Origin of the sequence: Corynebacterium belfantii (genome assembly GCF_041898185.1) — a bacterium.
In the GTDB taxonomy this organism is placed as follows: Bacteria; Actinomycetota; Actinomycetes; order Mycobacteriales; family Mycobacteriaceae; genus Corynebacterium; species Corynebacterium belfantii.
Genome location: NZ_CP157823.1, coordinates 1,053,459 through 1,071,734 on the forward strand (window position 1 = coordinate 1,053,459; position 18,276 = coordinate 1,071,734).

Here is an 18,276-nt window from a genome sequence, read left to right on the forward strand (position 1 = left end):
TGTGAACCATTTTGTGGGGTGTTCTGTGTCTTATTGTTGGCAAACCTGCCCACGGGGCGGAAATTCTCGATAGATTGGGCTTTGTGAGGAGTAAACAGAACGTTTTAGCAATTGTCCTTGCCGGTGGAGAAGGTAAGCGGCTGTTCCCGCTCACCGAAGATCGTGCCAAGCCAGCTGTTCCTTTCGGCGGTACGTACCGGCTTATCGATTTCGTGTTGTCTAACCTAGTCAATGCCGGATATTTAAAGATTTGTGTGCTGACTCAGTACAAGTCTCATTCCCTTGACCGCCATATTTCCCAAGCGTGGCAGTTCAGTGGTCCTACCAGTCAGTACATTGCGTCGGTGCCGGCGCAGCAGCGTTTGGGAAAGCGCTGGTACATGGGCTCCGCGGATGCAATTTTGCAGTCGTTGAACTTGGTGTACGACGAGCGTCCTGATTATGTTTTGGTGTTTGGTGCTGACCATGTTTACCGCATGGATCCTGAGCAAATGGTGGCAGACCATATTGCTTCAGGTAAGGCCGTGACCGTTGCTGGAATTCGTGTGCCTCGTTCGGAAGCGAGCGCATTTGGTTGCATCCAGGTAGATGAAAATAACAACATCACTGAGTTTTTGGAAAAGCCAGCGGATCCTCCCGGTACACCTGATGATCCGTCGATGACGTTTGCCTCCATGGGCAATTATGTCTTTTCTACTGATGCTCTCATTCAGGCGTTGAAAGAAGACGAAAACAATCCTGATTCCGAGCACGATATGGGTGGAGACATCATCCCATATTTCGTGCGCATGGGTCAGGCGAATGTTTATGACTTCAACAAGAATGTTGTACCTGGTTCCACCGACCGCGATCGGGCTTACTGGCGCGACGTCGGTACCATCGACGCCTTCTACGAGGCGCATATGGATTTGATCTCTGTGCACCCAGTGTTCAACCTCTACAACCAGCAGTGGCCTATTCGTTCCACCGAGCGTGGCGACCTGCCACCAGCGAAGTTCGTTCAGGGTGGTATCGCACAGGCTTCTATGGTTGCCCAAGGCTCCATTGTGTCCGGTTCTACTGTGCGTAACTCGGTTGTCTCTACCGATGTTGTGGTGGAAGATGGCGCCACAGTCGAAGGCTCCGTGATTATGCCAGGTGTGCGCATCGGCAAGGGGGCAGTGGTGCGTCACTGCATCTTGGACAAGAACGTGGTCGTTTCCGATGGTCAAGTCATTGGCGTTGATCGTGAGCGCGATGAGCAGCGCTTCCAGATCAGCCCAGGTGGCGTGGTAGTCGTCGGTAAGAACTCCGTCGTATAAAACCTAAGGGAGGCATCGATTGCTTATCGACGCCTCCCTCTGTGGTTCCCACCGAGCGTTAAAGCTTGGTGATAAATGTTGTTCCCCCTCCTAGTGGAAGGCGGCACACGACAACCTCATCGAGGTTGCGAACATAATCATCTGCCTTACGAGCTGCAACCGTTTCTCGATCTTTACGCGTGGAATCAGCCACGGTGCCGTCGAGAAGCGCATTAGGTAGAACAAGGACGCCGCCGCCGGCAAGCAGTGGCAGGGAAGCGTCGATAAATGCGCGAAGGTCAAGAGGGGCTACTTCGCCGAAAATGACCTGATACTGGCCTCGTGCTAATCGTCCCATCACATCCAGTGGACGAGAGGGCAAAAACCTAATCCGTGAGGAACCATAGCCCGCGTCGCGGAAAGCTTTCTTGGCGCGTTTTTGGTGCTCAGGCTCCGGATCGATACACGTCAAGATGCCTTTTTCGCCAAGGCCGGCTAGGAGGTGGAGGCCCACCACACTCGCTGCTGGGGTAACCGCAATAGCGCCGTGGGCGCGCGATACCCCCGCCAACGTGGTCAACAACTGGCCCGTAATGGAATCGGGGACATGGAGCCCAAATTCCTGCGCATCCTCGCGTGCGGTGGCTAAAGCGTCACTCATGTCGGTCGTGGAGTCAATGTAGTTGCGAATAAAGTCTGATGGAGCGTTCACAATCGACAGTGTATGTCTAGGAGGAGGGGATTGTGGTGGCGACATAGGCCCAACACCAAAGGTTGTGACGCCTGTTAACAGTGTGAATGCTGCAAACAGATCACCATAAGGTCACAATCTGAGAACAATTATGCGTTGCCAGCCTTTTTGCAGGAACTTGGTTGGTTTTCCTCAGAACAGTCCGGCACAATCAACAACCATGACATACACGCACGGCTCCGCCCTCCCTAGCACCGACGCCGACGTAGCCACCGAGGAGTTGACTGGAACCGCAGCTTTCGACGCAGGCGTAGGCGACATGCCTTCATGGGAAGAACTCGTTGCCCAACACGCCGATAGCGTTTACCGTCTAGCCTTCCGCCTGTCCGGTAATCAGCACGATGCGGAAGACTTGACCCAAGAAACCTTCATGCGTGTATTCCGGTCGCTTAAAGGCTATCAACCTGGAACCTTCGAAGGCTGGTTGCACCGTATCACCACCAACTTATTCCTCGACATGGTGCGCCACCGTGCAAAAATTCGCATGGAGGCCCTACCTGAAGATTACGAACGCGTTCCAGGTACAGACATGACGCCCGAACAGGCGTACAACGTGTCTAACTTGGATCCAGCGCTTCAAAAGGCTCTCGACGACCTCAGCCCTGACTTTCGCGTCGCCGTCGTGCTTTGCGACGTCGTCGGCATGAGCTATGACGAAATCGCAGACACCTTAGGTGTGAAAATGGGCACCGTTCGTTCCCGAATCCACCGCGGACGCTCCCAATTGCGTGCACATTTGGAGAACCAAGCAACCAGCGATGAAGGTGCCCAACTCCTCCTAGCCACTGGGAGATAAAATCGGGGTACAGTTCGATGGCGGAGGTGACTATTACCAGATGAAAAAAGAATACTCCCCTAAAAACAAGGTGCGTCACTTCGCATCAGTGGAGCATCTCAACCCCGAGGCTGTTGCAGCTTTTGTTGACAACGAGCTCAGTCCTGCGGCAGCACATCGTGCCAAAATTCATCTGGTTCACTGCCCCGAGTGCAGGGAGGAAATCCATCGCCAGCGTCGCGCAGCCGACCGCCTACGCGACGGCAACAACTCGGACATGCGGCCTTCTTCTGATTTGATCGCCAAACTGCAATCGATTGCTGCTTGTTGCCCTGATGGGCCTACGGCGGAGGAAGTGCCGTCGTCCCCCCAATCCTTCCTAGACAAATTGGATGGGGTTGCTAGGAATATTTACAAAACTACAAAGACTCTTCGTGAGGCACGCAACGAAGCCTTGCGACAGTACGATCGTTAAAATTTCGGTCAACAGGCTAGAGTAGGAGGGGTGTTTTCCTCCATTGGTTGGCCAGAAATCTTCACGGTCCTCATTCTCGGATTGATAATCATTGGTCCTGAGCGACTCCCGAAAGTTATCGAGGATGTTCGCGCTGCGATTTATGCGGCAAAAAAGGCCATTAACAATGCCAAAGAAGAGCTCAATGGCAATTTGGGTGCGGAGTTTGATGAGTTCCGTGAACCAATTAACAAGATTGCGTCTATTCAACGCATGGGTCCCAAAGCGGTGCTCACCAAAGCTTTGTTTGATGAAGACGAAAACTTCATGGATAACTTTGATCCGAAAAAGATCATGGCCAGTGACACTGAAGGCGAGGCATACCGCGAGCGTGGCATAAATCCGCAGCCCGCTGGTGATCCAGCCTCTCCTCAAACTCCTAGCAACAAAGAATCCCAGCCAAAGGCGGGCTTTAGCTGGGATGACATCACTTAGTTTTAGTGGCTTGTAACTCCTAGTCCGAGTGGTTTTCCGGCTAAGGAATCACGGCGGACGACGAGTTTTTCTGCAATCTTATGGATTGCGGCGCCAGTTGGCGACTGGGGATCGCTGACTGCGATAGGAGTGCCTGCGTCGCCGCCTTCTCGCAAACGTGGGTCGAGTGGCACGCTGCCTAGGAGGGGGACGGGGGTACCCGTGAGGGTCTTTAGTCGATCAGCCATCGCCTGTCCGCCACCGCTGCCGAACACATCCATGGTGCTGCCGTCTGGGAGGACCATGGATCCCATGTTTTCGATCACGCCGGCAATTTTTTGGTTGGTTTGGATGCTGATGGAACCGGCACGTTCGGCTACTTCGGCTGCTGCAGATTGTGGTGTGGTGACCACGAGGAGTTCTGCGTTGGGGACGAGTTGTGCCACGGAGATGGCGATGTCGCCTGTTCCTGGTGGGAGGTCTAGGAGGAGGATGTCGAGATCGCCCCAGAATACGTCGGCTAGGAATTGTTGGATGGCTCGGTGGAGCATGGGCCCGCGCCATACGACGGGTGCGTTTCCTTCGACGAAGTGTGCGATGGAGATGAGTTTTATGCCGTGGGCTTGTGGCGGCATGATCATGTCGTCGACGGCGTGGGGGCGGTCGGTGGAGCCGAGCATGCCTGGTACGGAGTGTCCATAGATGTCGGCGTCGAGGACGCCTACTTTGAGTCCGCGTGCGGCGAGGGCGGTGGCGAGGTTGACGGTCATGGAGGACTTGCCGACGCCGCCTTTGCCGGATGCTACTGCGAATACTCGTGTTGTGGAGTCGGGTTGTGCGAAGGGAATGACGGGCTCGTCAACGCTGCCGCGTAGCGACATTCGTAGTTCACGACGTTGTTCGTCACTCATGACGTCGGTGCCGACGTTGACTGTTCCGACGCCGTCGATGTCTTCAATTGCTGCTTTGGTGTTGGTCACCAAGGTGTTTTTCATGGGGCAGGCAGCGATGGTGAGATAGATGTCTACGTCGACGTTATTGCCGTCGATGTTGATGGATTTCACCATGCCGATTTCGGTGATCGGCTTGCCGATTTCGGGGTCTTCGACGCGGGCTAGGGCTGCGCGCACGTCAGATTCAGTCAGTGTATGTGTCATCGATGTGTTAGGTTACTCGTTTTTATCGTGCTCGCGAAGGTCACCTTGGGTGGGGTCGGAGATCTCTTCGTGGCCGGATTCGTTAATTTGGTGGATCAGGGCGACACGCGATGCGGCTTCGTCGTCTAGTTTGGCTTCGATGCGGTCGAGCATGTTCTGTAGGTCTTCGAGCTCGTGGCGCAGGTAGTCACGAGAAACCATGTCACCCACGGCAAGGCGCAGGCCGGCGAGCTCACGGGTAATAAATTCCGTGTCTGCTTTGGTTTCAAAGGCGCGGCGGCGATCCTCGTTTAAGGAGACTCGGTCGCGGTCCTCTTGACGGTTTTGTGCTAGGAGGATGAGCGGCGCTGCGTAGGCTGCCTGCGTAGAAAACGCAAGGTTGAGCAGGATGAAGGGATAGGGATCCCATTGCCAAACGAAGACGCCGCAGTTGAGTGCAACCCACAGCACCACGAAGACGGTTTGCCACATGAGGTAGGTGCCGGTGCCGAAGAATCGTGCGATTTTTTCGGCGTAGGCGCCGATGGTGTCGTCGTCAAGTTTGAGGAAGCTGCGGCGTTGTTTGAGAAATGGGGTGTCGAGCTCGGAACGGTTGTTGTATTCCGTCATGAGCTACACCTCCTTTGGTGTTTCGTCGGGGCGAATGCCGGTGTCGCGCCAGTCGTCGGGGAGCATGTGGTCGAGGAGGTCGTCGACGGCCACCGCGCCTAGGAGGTGGTTGTCGTTGTCCACGACGGGGCCGCACACAAGGTTGTAGGTAGCAAAGTAGCGTGCGGCTGTTTCTTGGGAGTCACTGGCCCATAACGGTGGCAAGTCGGGGTCGAGGATGCCGGAGACGAGCTCGCTAGGAGGTTCGCGCAGGAGTTTTTGCAGGTGCACGCATCCTAAGTACTTGCCGGTGGGGGTTGCCGTTGGCGGGCGGACGACGAACACAATGCTGGCCAGTGAGGTGGGCAAGTCAGGGTTGCGTGCTAGCGCGAGTGCTTCTGCGACGGTTGTTTGCGGGGAGAGGATGAGTGGTTCGGGCGTCATGAGTGCACCGACGGTGTCGGGGCTAAAACTCATGAGGCGGCGCACGGGGGCGGACTCTTCTGGGTCCATGAGCTCTAGGAGGACGTCGGCTTTATCGTCATCGAGTTCGCCGAGGAGGTCGGCGGCATCGTCGGGGTCCATTTCTTCGAGGACGTCGGCGGCACGTTCGATGTCGAGGGTTTCGATGAGTTCTGCTTGGCGGTCTTCGGACATTTCTTGCAGGACGTCGGCGAGGCGGTCGTCGTCAAGCTCTTTGGCTACGTTGGCGCGTTGGGCGTCGGGTAGCTCGTAGAGGACGGTGGCGATGTCGGCGGGGCGCATGTCTTCGAATTCTGCGATGAGTTCGGCGGCTGCGTCGGTGATTCCTACACCACCTGCGGAGATGCCGTGTACGTGCGACCATGGGCAGGTGAACAGCTCGGGGCGGCGTCCGAATTTGGGGCGTTCCCCAATGACCGCAACACGTGAGATTGCCCAGTCGCGGGTGCGGGTGCGTTCTAGCTCGATGTCTGCGACTTCGACGGGGCGCCCGTGGAGGTGATCGAGTTCGGGGTCGTCGACGTGGACTTTGGAGCCGACGATATCGGCGATGATCGCCACCTCGCCGTTTCTCGGTTTGTATGCGCGTAACGACACTGATCCAGAAACCAGCGTAATTTCCTGAGGCTCGATAGCAGCAACGCGAAGCATGGGAAGGAAGATCTTCCGATTGTTCATCATCTCGACAACCAAACCCAAAACGCGCGAGGGTTGGCCGTTGGGGCGAACATTGACAATTACGTCGCGTACACGGCCTATGGCGTCAGTATCGGGTCCGCGGACAATCATGCCGGCGAGACGTCCTGCATACACACGTGTCACTTGACTCATAACGGCCAGTCTACGTGGTTCAAGGCGATGAACCACATCGGAACTATCTTTGTGACTTAGTCGTTGACTAGGAGGAGAACACCACCGAACGAATATGTTGTGCGTACCGCACGAGGAGAATACTGATGACCCTCAACTTCAATGCTCGTCCTAGCGACAACACCCCAGCCCAGCTGCGTGATCGTGCTAAGCCTGAAGGCTGGCCGGTTGGTTCATTTGAGTCCTACGCGCAGGCTCAGGCGGCCGTGGATATGTTGGCGGACAACAACTTTCCGGTGGATAAGCTCACCATCGTGGGTGTAGATCTCATGGAAGTAGAGCGAGTAGTGGGCAAACTCACATGGGGGAGGGTGCTCATTGGCGGAGCTGCTTCCGGCGCATGGATGGGTCTTTTTGTTGCCGTTGTGATGGGCATGGTGTCAGGAACCTGGGGAGCAGCGCTTATGATGGGCATTCCGCTTGGCGTCGTGTTTGGTATGGGGCTTGCCGCCGTGCAATACGCTTCCACGAACGGGAAACGCGACTTTGCTTCTAGTACGCATATCGTCGCAGGGCGTTACGACGTCCTCTGTCATCCGAGTGCTGCACGAGAAGCACGGGATGCCATTGCTAACTACATGCGCTCTGCGCGATAAGCTAGACGCAGATGAACGTTGTTAAACGCGGAAAGGGGCCGGTTGGCGCTATGAAACGAGGTCATGTGACCCAAACCTTCCTCCTAGGCACTGTTGCTGTAGTGGGACTAGGAGGGGCTGCGTGCGCTGAGTTTGAGCCGGAAACCCCAAAGAATTTTGATCAGACCAAGGTTGTTTCCATCGTTATTGATCCTGACGACTGGGCTCAGGCAGTTCTTGGTGAGGCATACAAGCAGGCGTTAACTAAAGATGCGGGCCGTCTCGCGGTTGTGCATGTTCGTGTTGGGGAAAGAGACAGCGCGGATTCGGTGAGCATGTTGTCTACTGGGCGTGCGGATTTGTATATCAGTTGTACTGGCCGAGAGCTTAAAGCTCATGATGCGAAGGCTGCGGCAGAACTAAGTAAGGAATACACGACCGATGAGGACCGTTTTGGTTCTAACCGAGGGCAGTGGCGTGATCGCACTTATAAGGAGCTGATGGCTCGTTTAGGCAACCGTGTTGATGCGACGGATCCTTCCAATGCGATGGCGTGCAAGGAGGATCAAGAGTTTCTTCCGCAAAGTATTGTTCCGTTGTATCGCATGCCGGTGTTTAATCATCATGAGTTAGCAACGTTGAATCATATGACTGCACGATTGGCACAGATTGATTTTGATGAACTAGTTAGTTATGCGCAGTCGCATGGCAGTGCGGCAACGGCTGTCAATGACAAACTATTTGGTGAGTAGAAAGCACAGCAAACAAAAAGGGCGGCCCCTCTAGGAGAGGCCGCCCTTTCAATTCTTAGTCAGTGAATGCTTCGTCGAGCAATTGCTGCTGTTCCACTGCGTGGACCTTGGATAGGCCGGTGGCGGTGGAGGCCTGTGCGCGACGGGAGACGCGCTTCATCGACAACATGCCTGGGATGAGCTCTGGTAGGTGTTCGTGCAGGAATGGCCATGGGCCTTGGTTTGCTGGTTCGTCTTGGCAGAAGCGGATTTCTTCGGCGTTCGGGTAGAAGTCGAAGGCTTCCTTGAGACGGTTGAATGGGATTGGGTGGAGCATTTCGATGCGGACGATGGCTACGTCGTCACGCTTGTCTTTTTGTGCTCGCTTAGCAAGGTCGTAGTAGAGCTTGCCGGACACCAGCATGATCTTCTTGACCTTGTTCTTGTCTAATTCGCCGTTAACGAAGCGTGGGTCGTTGATGACGGACTGGAACTTCTTCACCTGGGTGAAGTCTTCCACGCTTGAGGTTGCAGCCTTCATACGCAGCATGGACTTTGGCGTGAATACGACGAGTGGTCGCTTCAGTCCGCCGAGTACGTGGCGGCGTAGGAGGTGGAAGTAGTTGGCTGGGGTGGTGGGCTGTGCCACGGTCATGGTGCCTTCGGCACAGAGCTGCAGGTAGCGCTCGATGCGTGCGGAGGAGTGGTCAGGGCCCTGTCCTTCATAGCCGTGTGGAAGAAGAAGGATCACGGAGGAGGTCTGGCCCCACTTGGCCTCACCGGAGGAGATGTATTCGTCGATGATGGTCTGGGCGCCGTTGGCAAAGTCACCGAACTGTGCTTCCCATGCGACGACGGCATCTTCGTTACCTACGGAGTAGCCGTATTCGAAGCCCATGCCGGCGTATTCGGTTAGGGCGGAGTTGTACACGAGGAACTTACCGCCGTTGCCCTTGCGCTCAGCAAGGTCGTTGAGGCCGTTGAACTCTTCACCGGTGCGTGGATCGTAGACCACTGCGTGGCGCTGGGTGAAGGTGCCGCGTCGGGAATCTTCACCTGCGAGGCGAACGAACTTGCCGCCTGCTGCGAGGGAGCCGAAGGCGATGAGCTCGCCCCAACCCCAGTCAATGCCACCGTTTTGAGCTGCCTCGAGGCGCTTCTTTGCTACTGGTGCTACGCGCTGGTGGAACTCGAAGTTTTCTGGTGCTGTGGCGTAGGCCTGACCGATTTCTACGAGTTCTTCACGGGTGATGTTGGTTTCAAGGCCGTGTGGAATTTCCTGGGAGGAAGTGATGCCAGCTTGTGTTTCGAATGGCTTCTTTTCGGTTTCCTTGACGTCGTTGAAGATGGATTCCATCTGGTCGTGGAAATCACGCTGTACCTTTTCGGCGTCCTCGGTCGTCAGTTCGCCACGGCCTAGGAGGTCTTCCTTGTACTGTTCGCGCACGGTCTTGCGGGCGTCGATCAGCTTGTACATCTCTGGCTGCGTCATCGATGGGTCATCGGCTTCGTTGTGGCCGCGACGACGGTAAGAGATCATGTCGATGAAGACGTCTTTGCCGAATTGGCGACGGTACTCGGTGGCGAGGCGTCCAACCCATACCACTGCTTCTGGATCGTCACCGTTGACGTGGAAGACAGGGCAGCCGTAGGCCTTGGCTAGGTCGGTGGCGTAGTGGCTAGAGCGGCCGGAGTCTGGGGTGGTGGTGAAGCCGATCTGATTGTTCACGATGATGTGAATGGTGCCGCCGACGGTGTAGCCACGCAGCTGGGCGAGGTTCAAGGTTTCTTGAACGATGCCGAGGCCTGCGAATGCAGCGTCGCCGTGCAACATCATAGGAACAACGGAATAGCCGTCAGTGGAGTCGCCCTTGTTTAGGAGGTCTTGCTTTGCGCGGGCAATACCTTCCATCACGGGGTCGACTGCTTCGAGGTGGGATGGGTTAGCGGCAAGCGAAACTTTGATTTCGTTGTCGCCGAACATTTGGATGTGAGTGCCCTCAGCACCGAGGTGGTACTTCACGTCGCCAGATCCACCGGCAGCCTTTGGCTCGATGTGGCCTTCGAACTCGGTGAATACGGTTGCAAGTGGCTTGCCCACGATGTTGACCAGCACATTGAGGCGGCCGCGGTGTGGCATACCGATAACAACTTCGTCGAGGCCTTGGCCTGCGGCGGTGTCGATGGCGGAGTCCATCAGCGGGATCAGTGCCTCGGCACCTTCTAGGGAGAAACGCTTTTGGCCAACGTATTTGGTCTGGAGGAAGTCCTCGAAAGCCTGTGCCGCGTTGAGCTTCTGCAGGATATACTTCTGCTCAGCGTAGGAAGGCTTCGGCATGCCCGCTTCGATGCGGTCTTGCAACCAGAGGCGTTCGTCGCGGTCGAGAATGTGGGTGTATTCCGAGCCAACTTTGAGAGTGTAGGCGGCGCGGAGGCGACCGAGCACCTCGCGCAGTGTCATAGTTTCCTTGCCGCCGAAGCCACCAACGTTGAAGGATCGGTCAAGGTCCCACAGGGTAAGACCGTGCGTGGCGATGTCTAGATCGCGGTGGTCTGGGACTGGCATGCCTGGCTGGTGCCAGTGCAATGGGTTGGTGTCTGCAATGAGGTGTCCACGGGAGCGGTATGCCTCGATGAGCTTCATCACGCGGGTGTTCTTATCGATTCCCTTGTTAGGAAGATCGGAAGCCCAGCGCATCGGTGCGTAAGGGATTCCGATGGATTCGAAGATCTCATCCCAGAAGGCATCATCGATAAATAGCTGGCTCATGGTGCGCAGGAATTCACCGGATTCCGCACCCTGAATGATGCGGTGATCGTACGTAGAGGTGATGGTGACTAAGCGGCCAACACCTAGCTCTGCGAGGCGGTCTGCGGATGCACCTGCGAATTCAGCTGGGTAATCCATGGAACCAACGCCGATGATGGCGCCTTGGCCCTTGGTAAGACGAGGTACGGAGTGACGGGTACCAATGCCACCTGGGTTGGTCAAAGAGATGGTCACACCGGAGTAATCATCCATCGTGAGCTTGCCCACGCGGGAGCGTGCCACGATGTCCTCGTACTTAGCGACGAACTCGGCGAAGGAAAGCGTTTCGGCCTCCTTAATGGCAGCAACGACCAGTGCGCGGGCACCGGACTTTTGCTGGACGTCGATAGCCAAGCCCATGTTGATGTGCTCTGGGGTGTTGAGAGTTGGCTTGCCGTCAACAACTTCGTAGTAGTTGTTCATATCGGGGTGGGCCATGGTTGCTTTGACCACGGCGTAGCCGATGATGTGGGTAAAGGAGACCTTGCCACCGGTGGTGCGCTTGAGATGTTCGTTGATAATGGAGCGGTTTTCCCACATCAGCTTTACTGGCATATCGCGAACGGTGGTCGCGGTAGGAACCTCGAGCGACTCGTCCATGTTCTTAGCAATTGCCTTGTAAATGCCCTTGATTGCGGAGGAACCAGCTGTGGGCAGCTCGCCTGCGCGCTCGAGTGGGGAAGACTGCTGTTTCTTGGCAGGCTTCTTGCTCTCTGGCTTTGGTGCAGCCTTAGCTTCGGTGGAAGCTGGGGCAGAAGCCGTAGTTGGTGCTGGCTTCTTGACCGGTGCTGGTTGCTTCTTTGCAGGGGTGGCTGGCTGTGAGGAGGTGTTCTTAGCCTCAGTTCCCGGTGTGCTCGGGGCACCCTGCTTCTCGAAAAGGTCGCGCCATTCCTTATCTACGGACTGCGGATCCTTTTGGAACTGCTGGAACATCTCGTCTACCAGCCAATAGTTCTGGCCGAAAGTACTAGCGCTGCTCACTGCAGGTGCTCGCCTCATTTCTTTGTGAGATTTCTAACGTCTATTCACACTGTAATAGCTTCACTACAGGCTATCGGTTTTCTTCCTCGAACTGTGAACTGCCGAGAAAGAAAAACGCCTCCCCATACGTGCACAGTGGGATTTCACCTATTGTACGCGCCTTTATCGCGGGATTTCTTGTTCGCCATGTGTCCACATTGTGGCGTAAATACCCCCATTAGTGCGTAGGCTTGCATGGTCGCCGTCTTCAACGACGGCCCCGTCTGCAATCACAAGTATCCGGTCTGCTTTCGCGGCGGTGGCTAATCGGTGGGCAACAATGACCGAGGTGCGTGTTTGCGTGAGCCGTTCGGCGGCAGACAAGATCGTTTTTTCGGTTGCCGGATCAAGCGTTGCGGTGGCTTCGTCGAGAAGCAAGATTTCTGGCTTCATCATCTCTGCCCGTGCCAAGGCAATGAGCTGACGTTGTCCTGAAGATAACCCTTGGCCGCGTTCGCCAACAGTGGCGCGGAAGCCGCCGTCGATGGCAGCGATTGCACGCAGGGCCCCAACACGGCGGGCAGCGTCGGTGATTTCTTCAGCGGTGGCGTCGGGGAGGCCATAGGCGATGTTTTCGGCAACGGTGCCGGTAAACAGGTGGGTTTCTTGGGGAACGAATCCTACGGTGCGTCGCCACGCGTGGATGTCGTAGTCGCGAATATCGTGGCGTTTCGATGTCACCTCGCCTGTTGTTGGATCGTAGAAGCGTTCGATAAGTTTTATAATGGTCGATTTTCCAGCGCCAGTTGAGCCGACTAAGGCCACTGTGGAACCAGGTTGGATCGTCAACGTCAGGTTGTCGATCACGGGTGCGCTGTCGTGAGAGTAGGAAAAGCCGACGTTATGAAAAGTGATGTCGGTTCCTTTGTCTTTGCTTTGCGTCGGAACTAGGCATCCTTCGTTGGGAACGCTACTAGGAGTAGAAAGCAGGTCGGAGATTCGGCGGAAACCCACCTGTGCCTGTTGGTAGGAGTCGAAAACTTGGGAGAGATGTTGGATCGGGCCGTAGAGGCGATCCAAATACAGTAGGAAAGCAACGAGTACACCGGCGGCGAGTTCTCCATGTGCTACTAGGTGTGCGCCTACTCCGAGCACAGCTGCTTGCAGGATTTGGCTCACAGCGTTGATACCTGGGAAGTACACGGCGACTGCGGTTTGGGTTTTGATGCGGGTGGCGCGATAACGTGCTGCTTGTGTGGAAAAATCAGCGAGTGCAGCGTCTTCCATACGTGCCATCTGGGCGCTTCTTAGACCACCGATGTGTTCTTGGAATAATGCGTTGACTCCGCTTATTTGTTCGCGAGCTTGGGTATAGAGCCGTGAGGAGATGCGTTTAAAAAAAACGGTGGCAACGCCGATGAGGGGCACGCCGATGACCGCGATAGCAAACAGTTGCAGGCTGGTCGCGCCTAGGAGGGCGAGGATTCCTATCAGCGTGGTGAGGGAGACGACAGTTTGGGCAAGCCCTGTTTGTAAGAAACTATTGAGGGCTTCGATGTCGGTGGTCATGCGCGTCATGATGGTTCCCGACATGGTTTTTTCAAAGTAGTCCATGCCAAGACGCCGCAGTTGTGCATACGATCGCAATCGTAGGTGGTACAGCAGGCGTTCGCCGGTGCGAGCGGTCACGATGGTGGTGGCGATATCGGCAAGCCATGCCACAATGACCACGCCGATTCCAAGGCCAGTGACTATCCACAGTGCTGATGGATTATGCGCTGTGACGCCGCGGTCGATGGCAGCACGCACCAAAGTGGGGATGGTCAAGCTGGCTGCCACGCCTACGATGTAGAGTCCGATGACAACCACAATGAGCCATCGTACTGAGGCAAAAAGTTGATGGGCAGTTACCTTGCCGTGGTCGTGATCGAGGAGTGGGCGCGGGCCTGGTGTGTCGCGACTAGGAGGGAGGGCATCCACGCGGGCGAGGAGCTCGGGAGTTGCAGGTATCGACGCCGCCATGCCGGCGCGGCTGCGTCCCCGTCCGCCCGTCGCGGGGTTGGAGCCTGCTACGGATGCCGCCGCTTTCATGGCTGAGGAATTAATAGTGAGGCGCGAGTCGTGTGGAGAGGATGCGATTTCTGGCCAGAGTTGTGTCCACTCGGGTTCGGTGCCGTCGTCAAAGGGAACAAAGGGCTCATGGGAGTTGCGTTTGCGTAGGTGTTCTTGCACGTCCATGAGGTAGACAAACTGGGGGTTCGCGCGCATATGGCTAAGGCTGCCGTGATCGACGATGCGTCCGTCATCTATAAGTGCAACCGAATCTGCTAGGGATAGCGTAGAGTTCCGGTGCGCTACTGCGAGGATGGTGACATCCGATAGTTCTGTACTGAGCTGCTCGTAGATGGCGTGCTCAGTGGTGGCATCGATAGCTGAGGTTGCATCATCCAAAATGAGCACGCGCGGACGTTCGAGCACCGCTCGTGCGATAGCGATACGTTGGCGTTGACCACCAGAAAGCGTGAGTCCTCGTTCGCCGACTATTTCGTCATACCCGTGGGGAAGTGCGGTAATAAAGTCGTGGGCTTGTGCGATGCGGGCAGCACGTTCGATGTCAACATCGGTGATGTTTCGTCCCATAGCGATGTTGTCGCGAATACTTGCAGAATAGAGAAAAGGGTCGTCAAAAACGCAGGCTACGGCGCTGCGTAGGTCATGGCGACGCAGCTGGGTAGTATCCACTCCTCCTAGTCGGATCTGTCCGCTCTCGGGGCGATAAAAACCGCATAGTAGCTGCACGGCCATTGTTTTTCCGGAGCCGGGTGGGCCAACAATAGCTACAGTATCGCCGGCGGGAACGGTGAGGGTCGTGCCGTTGAGAATCCCATCAAAGTGGACGTTTTCAAGTTCGAGTGACAACGGTCCTGCAGGAAGGTCTAGAGGATGTTCCGGATCGGGGTGCTCGGCAGTCATGTCGACAACATCCATAACGCGGTCGAATGAGCTGAGTCTCATCTGCATTTGAACGACCATGCCGGCAAGCATGGACACCACCGATGTCATGGACGTGAGATAGGTGCTAAACGCTAGGAATGAGCCGATAGTGATGTGCCCATCGAGGGCGAGCCAACCACCTAAGCCAATGCCTATGACCAGTGCGAGTGTAGGAAGCTGTTGCACGAGAGGGCGATAGCGGGCAAAAAGTCGCGCCGAGCGCATCTGTTCGGCGTAGACCTGCGTGCTGAGTTCGTCCAGGCGATCGAGTTCTCGTGACTCTTGCGCGAATGCTTTAACAACGCGGATACCGCTTACGGTTTGTTCGATGTGTGTGGCTAGATTGGCAACGCTATGCTGCGCCGACCACGTTGCGGCAAACAATGTGGTGCGTGATCGGAGTGAGAGCCACACCAGCGGTGGGATGCAGGCGACTGCGATGAACATGAGCCAGACGTTGATCCACGCCAGAATTCCTATGGTGATGACCACTTTGAGAACATGTCCGATCAGCAGCGGGAACATGGCCACCATTGCTTGTACAAGATTGAGGTCAGAAATTGAGCGTGAGACTATTTGGCCGGTGCGCAGTTTGTCTTGCTGGGGGCCGTCGAGACGCTGCAAGGAATCAAGAACGCTGACGCGCAGGGTGTGCTGGAAGGTGTTGGATAACACGCCTGCGAAAAATCGCCGCCCGAATTGGAAAACGTAGCGGGCGAGAGCGGTGGCGACCAAAATCCAGACCACACGCTGGACTTCGGCATTGCCTCCTCCTAGAGCACCGGTGGCAGTATCTACTGCGGAGCCCGCTAGGAGGGGGATGGTGGCGTCGAAAAGCGTGGTCATCACAGTGGAGATGACAGCGGCGACGACGATCCACGGTTGTCGCCACAACATGGCACGAAGTTTGGAGCCAACGTTGGGCGACATATCTGGTTTATTCCTTTACTTGTGAGGCGAGCAAGGCGACGGGTTCTTGGACCTCATCTTCACTCGGTGCCGGGGTATCAAAAGCACTGGGCAGTGCGCCAAGAGATTCTGATGTGCTGTGCACTACCTTAGTGGCCAGCTTGCGATTGGCCATCGTACCCAACACTGCGCCAATTCCCATTGGCATGATCTTGCCGATCCACGCTTGTTTCATGCGCTTGCTGATCTGATTCAGCGCAATCTTTACTAGCTGGTTGTTAACTTCCCGCACATTGCCAGGGCTCATGCGCGAAATTGCACTGACGGAACTAGTGGCGGTGAGGGAGGCGTCGACAAGAGCGGTTCCTTGTGATCCGGACAATGCCACCAAGATAAGCGCTTTACGACGCTCTGGGTCCGTGATGTCTGCGCCACGCAAGTAAGCCGATGCCACCGTATAAAACGCTGCGGCGTCAAGGAACACTAAAGATTCCGCACTAATCGTAAGAGCGCCGGTAACAAAACCGATACCTGGGATGGCCGCTGCAGTACCAGCACCAGCGCCCGTACCTGTGGCTAGGCGGACGAAGTGCTTATTCATTAAGTCTTGAATCTCTGCAGGGCTTGCCTCTGGGTTCTTAGATCGTAACCAATCGACATAGCCGGTGATGGCACTGCGCTGAAGATGAACCACGCGATCCAAGGAAGTAACCAAGATTTTGCCCGCCATGCCGGATTCCGCAATCAAGGCCTGGGCATCAGAACCAAATGCGTCGGTGACCGCCTGCTCCTTGGAATCGCGGCGACCAAACATTACAGAATCCCCGAGGGATCCCAGTGTTTTTCGTACAAAACCCATAATGTTCTTCCTTACATTGTGTTCGAGGTTACGCATGGTTCAACGGATAGCGGACAGCGACCGTTCCAACAATTGATCACAATTCTGCAACGATCGTCTCTAGGAGAGAGATTAACCGGCTCTTCCGGTTTTAGAGTGCATTGATTAGTTCGCTGGGGTTCGGGCGTGGCTCTGTGTGGAGTGGGACGTTTTCACAACCATGGCTTGGCTAGGATTGACTGGCGTTGGTGGGCGCGCCACCCCCGCTCACCCCCGAAAAGACGGCACTTCACACCAAATCCAGCCAAACGGCCGGTTTGGAAGCGATTTGGTGTGAAGTTCTGTGCAAAATGCCTCGGAATACCCCCGTTTGGTGGCTCTTCCGGTTTTAGAGTGCATTGATTGTGTGTTGGATGTTGGCGGCGTGGATCAGGCACCGCAAGATGTAGTGGTCGAGGTTGCGGAATCCCAAGGCGATACCGCGTAGGAATTCGACGTGGTCGCGCAATACTTTAGGTTGCCTGCACGTGGGGTATTCGTTGATGGACTTGATGGGCTCGGCTTCAATAACGGTGACTATCACCGTGTTCTGCGGCCTTGGTGGTAGTTGCTCCTAGTTCTGTGGTGCGGCAGATGGTATCGCCGATGGCATTTCCGTTAGGCTGCACAGTAGGTCCATGGTTTTGGGGTGGATGGTTTAGATACCCTTTTCCTACAAAGCCAAGGACCCTAATATCTTGTGCCACGCCCGAACCCCTCGGCGAGCTAATCAATGCACTCTAAAACCGGAAGAGCCGATTAACCCTGCTGTGTGTAATCTTCTGCCGCGCGCACAAACGCAACAGAGGGAGTTACTCCGGTGTAGAGCGCAAACTGCTCAGCAGCCTGCAAACAGATCACCTCACCACCGGTAATAATCTTTTTGCCCTTAGTCTCAGCTGCTTTGATCAGTGGAGTTTCTACCGGATAGGCAACGGCGTCGAAGATCACCTGCGCAGCATCGATCTCGGCATCGCTAAACGCCTGCACATGTTCATGATCGCCGTACATACCAAGGGGAGTCACATTAACCAACATGCTGGTTTTAGCCGGTACCTCGGTGGAATGCTCCCAACCATAGCGCTGTGCCAATGCGGAACCAGTTTCCGCATTGCGCGCAACCACAGTGCCCGTCATGCCATGGTCAGCTAGTGCTGCTACAACCGCATTGGCCATGCCACCTGAACCACGGACTGCAACGCTCATATCAGCGGGAATCTCATGGGACTTAAGCAACGAGGCAACCGCGACATAATCGGTGTTATATCCGGTGAGTACACCGTCGTCATTAACAATCGTGTTCACAGCATGAATGCGTTTTGCCGAGGGGTGAAGCGCATCTATCAGCGGGATAACGTCCTGCTTATAGGGCATGGACACACCCGCGCCACGAATATTCAATCCGCGAATTCCAGCCACGGCAGCAGTAATATCTGCCGGCGCGATTGCCTTATAGATAAAGTTCAATCCCAGCTGGTCATATAGCCAATTATGAAAGCGCACCCCATGATTTGAGGGACGTGCAGCCAATGAGACACACAAAACGGTATTTCGGTCGACGAGATTTACCATGTCACCTACTCTAAAAC

Annotated in this window: 14 protein-coding genes and 1 pseudogene; 6 read left to right on the forward strand and 9 right to left on the reverse strand. The window is 55.6% G+C overall.

The annotated features are described in order from the left end of the window. Window positions 1-74: 74 nt before the first annotated feature. Window positions 75-1,301, forward strand: a complete 1,227-nt coding sequence (glgC, locus tag ABMV07_RS05480; protein WP_088266726.1) for a glucose-1-phosphate adenylyltransferase — start codon at window positions 75-77, stop codon at window positions 1,299-1,301. Window positions 1,302-1,359: 58 nt separating this feature from the next. On the opposite strand, the gene ABMV07_RS05485 is transcribed toward glgC, so the two are convergent. Continuing rightward, the gene (locus tag ABMV07_RS05485) at window positions 1,360-2,037 is read right to left on the reverse strand and encodes an O-methyltransferase (protein WP_197691950.1); all 678 of its coding nucleotides are present in this window, start codon (window positions 2,035-2,037) and stop codon (window positions 1,360-1,362) included. Between the two features lie 154 nt (window positions 2,038-2,191). Between ABMV07_RS05485 and sigE the strand changes: the two genes are divergently transcribed. From sigE to tatB, 3 genes are read left to right on the forward strand one after another with little or no spacing between them, the layout of a single operon-like run. Beyond that, window positions 2,192-2,827: an RNA polymerase sigma factor SigE gene (gene sigE, locus ABMV07_RS05490; RefSeq protein ID WP_174688201.1), complete on the forward strand. Its 636-nt coding sequence runs from the start codon at window positions 2,192-2,194 to the stop codon at window positions 2,825-2,827. Between the two features lie 40 nt (window positions 2,828-2,867). Beyond that, window positions 2,868-3,281, forward strand: coding sequence for an anti-sigma factor family protein (locus ABMV07_RS05495; RefSeq protein WP_088266729.1), 414 nt, complete (start codon window positions 2,868-2,870; stop codon window positions 3,279-3,281). 30 nt (window positions 3,282-3,311) lie between these two features. After that, complete coding sequence (tatB, locus tag ABMV07_RS05500; RefSeq protein ID WP_088266730.1) at window positions 3,312-3,755, forward strand: Sec-independent protein translocase subunit TatB; 444 nt, start codon at window positions 3,312-3,314, stop codon at window positions 3,753-3,755. Between the two features lie 2 nt (window positions 3,756-3,757). Here tatB and ABMV07_RS05505 read toward each other — a convergent pair whose 3' ends face one another. From ABMV07_RS05505 to ABMV07_RS05515, 3 genes are read right to left on the reverse strand one after another with little or no spacing between them, the layout of a single operon-like run. Next, window positions 3,758-4,891, reverse strand: a complete 1,134-nt coding sequence (locus ABMV07_RS05505) for an Mrp/NBP35 family ATP-binding protein (protein ID WP_088266731.1) — start codon at window positions 4,889-4,891, stop codon at window positions 3,758-3,760. Window positions 4,892-4,903: 12 nt separating this feature from the next. Further along, window positions 4,904-5,500 (reverse strand): DUF1003 domain-containing protein, encoded by a 597-nt coding sequence (locus tag ABMV07_RS05510; protein WP_197691949.1) that lies wholly within the window; start codon window positions 5,498-5,500, stop codon window positions 4,904-4,906. A gap of 3 nt (window positions 5,501-5,503) precedes the next feature. Next, a complete protein-coding gene (locus tag ABMV07_RS05515) occupies window positions 5,504-6,793 on the reverse strand; it encodes a magnesium transporter MgtE N-terminal domain-containing protein (protein ID WP_088266750.1) in 1,290 nt (429 codons plus the stop codon). 125 nt (window positions 6,794-6,918) lie between these two features. Here ABMV07_RS05515 and ABMV07_RS05520 point away from each other — a divergent pair, with 125 nt between their 5' ends. Together ABMV07_RS05520 and ABMV07_RS05525 are read left to right on the forward strand one after the other, a co-directional pair. Then, window positions 6,919-7,428, forward strand: coding sequence for a general stress protein (locus ABMV07_RS05520; protein WP_014301711.1), 510 nt, complete (start codon window positions 6,919-6,921; stop codon window positions 7,426-7,428). Between the two features lie 50 nt (window positions 7,429-7,478). Continuing rightward, complete coding sequence (locus tag ABMV07_RS05525) at window positions 7,479-8,159, forward strand: hypothetical protein (protein ID WP_088266732.1); 681 nt, start codon at window positions 7,479-7,481, stop codon at window positions 8,157-8,159. Between the two features lie 55 nt (window positions 8,160-8,214). Here the strand turns inward: ABMV07_RS05525 and ABMV07_RS05530 are convergent, their stop codons facing one another. The 5 genes and pseudogenes from ABMV07_RS05530 to ABMV07_RS05550 all read right to left on the reverse strand — a co-directional run bounded on the left by ABMV07_RS05530 (window position 8,215) and on the right by ABMV07_RS05550 (window position 18,259). Further along, window positions 8,215-11,928, reverse strand: coding sequence for a multifunctional oxoglutarate decarboxylase/oxoglutarate dehydrogenase thiamine pyrophosphate-binding subunit/dihydrolipoyllysine-residue succinyltransferase subunit (locus ABMV07_RS05530; protein ID WP_088266733.1), 3,714 nt, complete (start codon window positions 11,926-11,928; stop codon window positions 8,215-8,217). A 162-nt stretch (window positions 11,929-12,090) separates the two neighbouring features. Further along, window positions 12,091-15,831, reverse strand: a complete 3,741-nt coding sequence (locus ABMV07_RS05535; RefSeq protein WP_197691948.1) for an ABC transporter ATP-binding protein — start codon at window positions 15,829-15,831, stop codon at window positions 12,091-12,093. A gap of 7 nt (window positions 15,832-15,838) precedes the next feature. Then, window positions 15,839-16,669: a hypothetical protein gene (locus tag ABMV07_RS05540; protein WP_088266735.1), complete on the reverse strand. Its 831-nt coding sequence runs from the start codon at window positions 16,667-16,669 to the stop codon at window positions 15,839-15,841. Window positions 16,670-17,036: 367 nt separating this feature from the next. Then, window positions 17,037-17,162, reverse strand: a pseudogene (locus tag ABMV07_RS05545) (transposase); the annotation flags it as partial. A 284-nt stretch (window positions 17,163-17,446) separates the two neighbouring features. Next, window positions 17,447-18,259 (reverse strand): shikimate 5-dehydrogenase, encoded by an 813-nt coding sequence (locus ABMV07_RS05550; protein ID WP_197689574.1) that lies wholly within the window; start codon window positions 18,257-18,259, stop codon window positions 17,447-17,449. Window positions 18,260-18,276 lie beyond the last annotated feature (17 nt).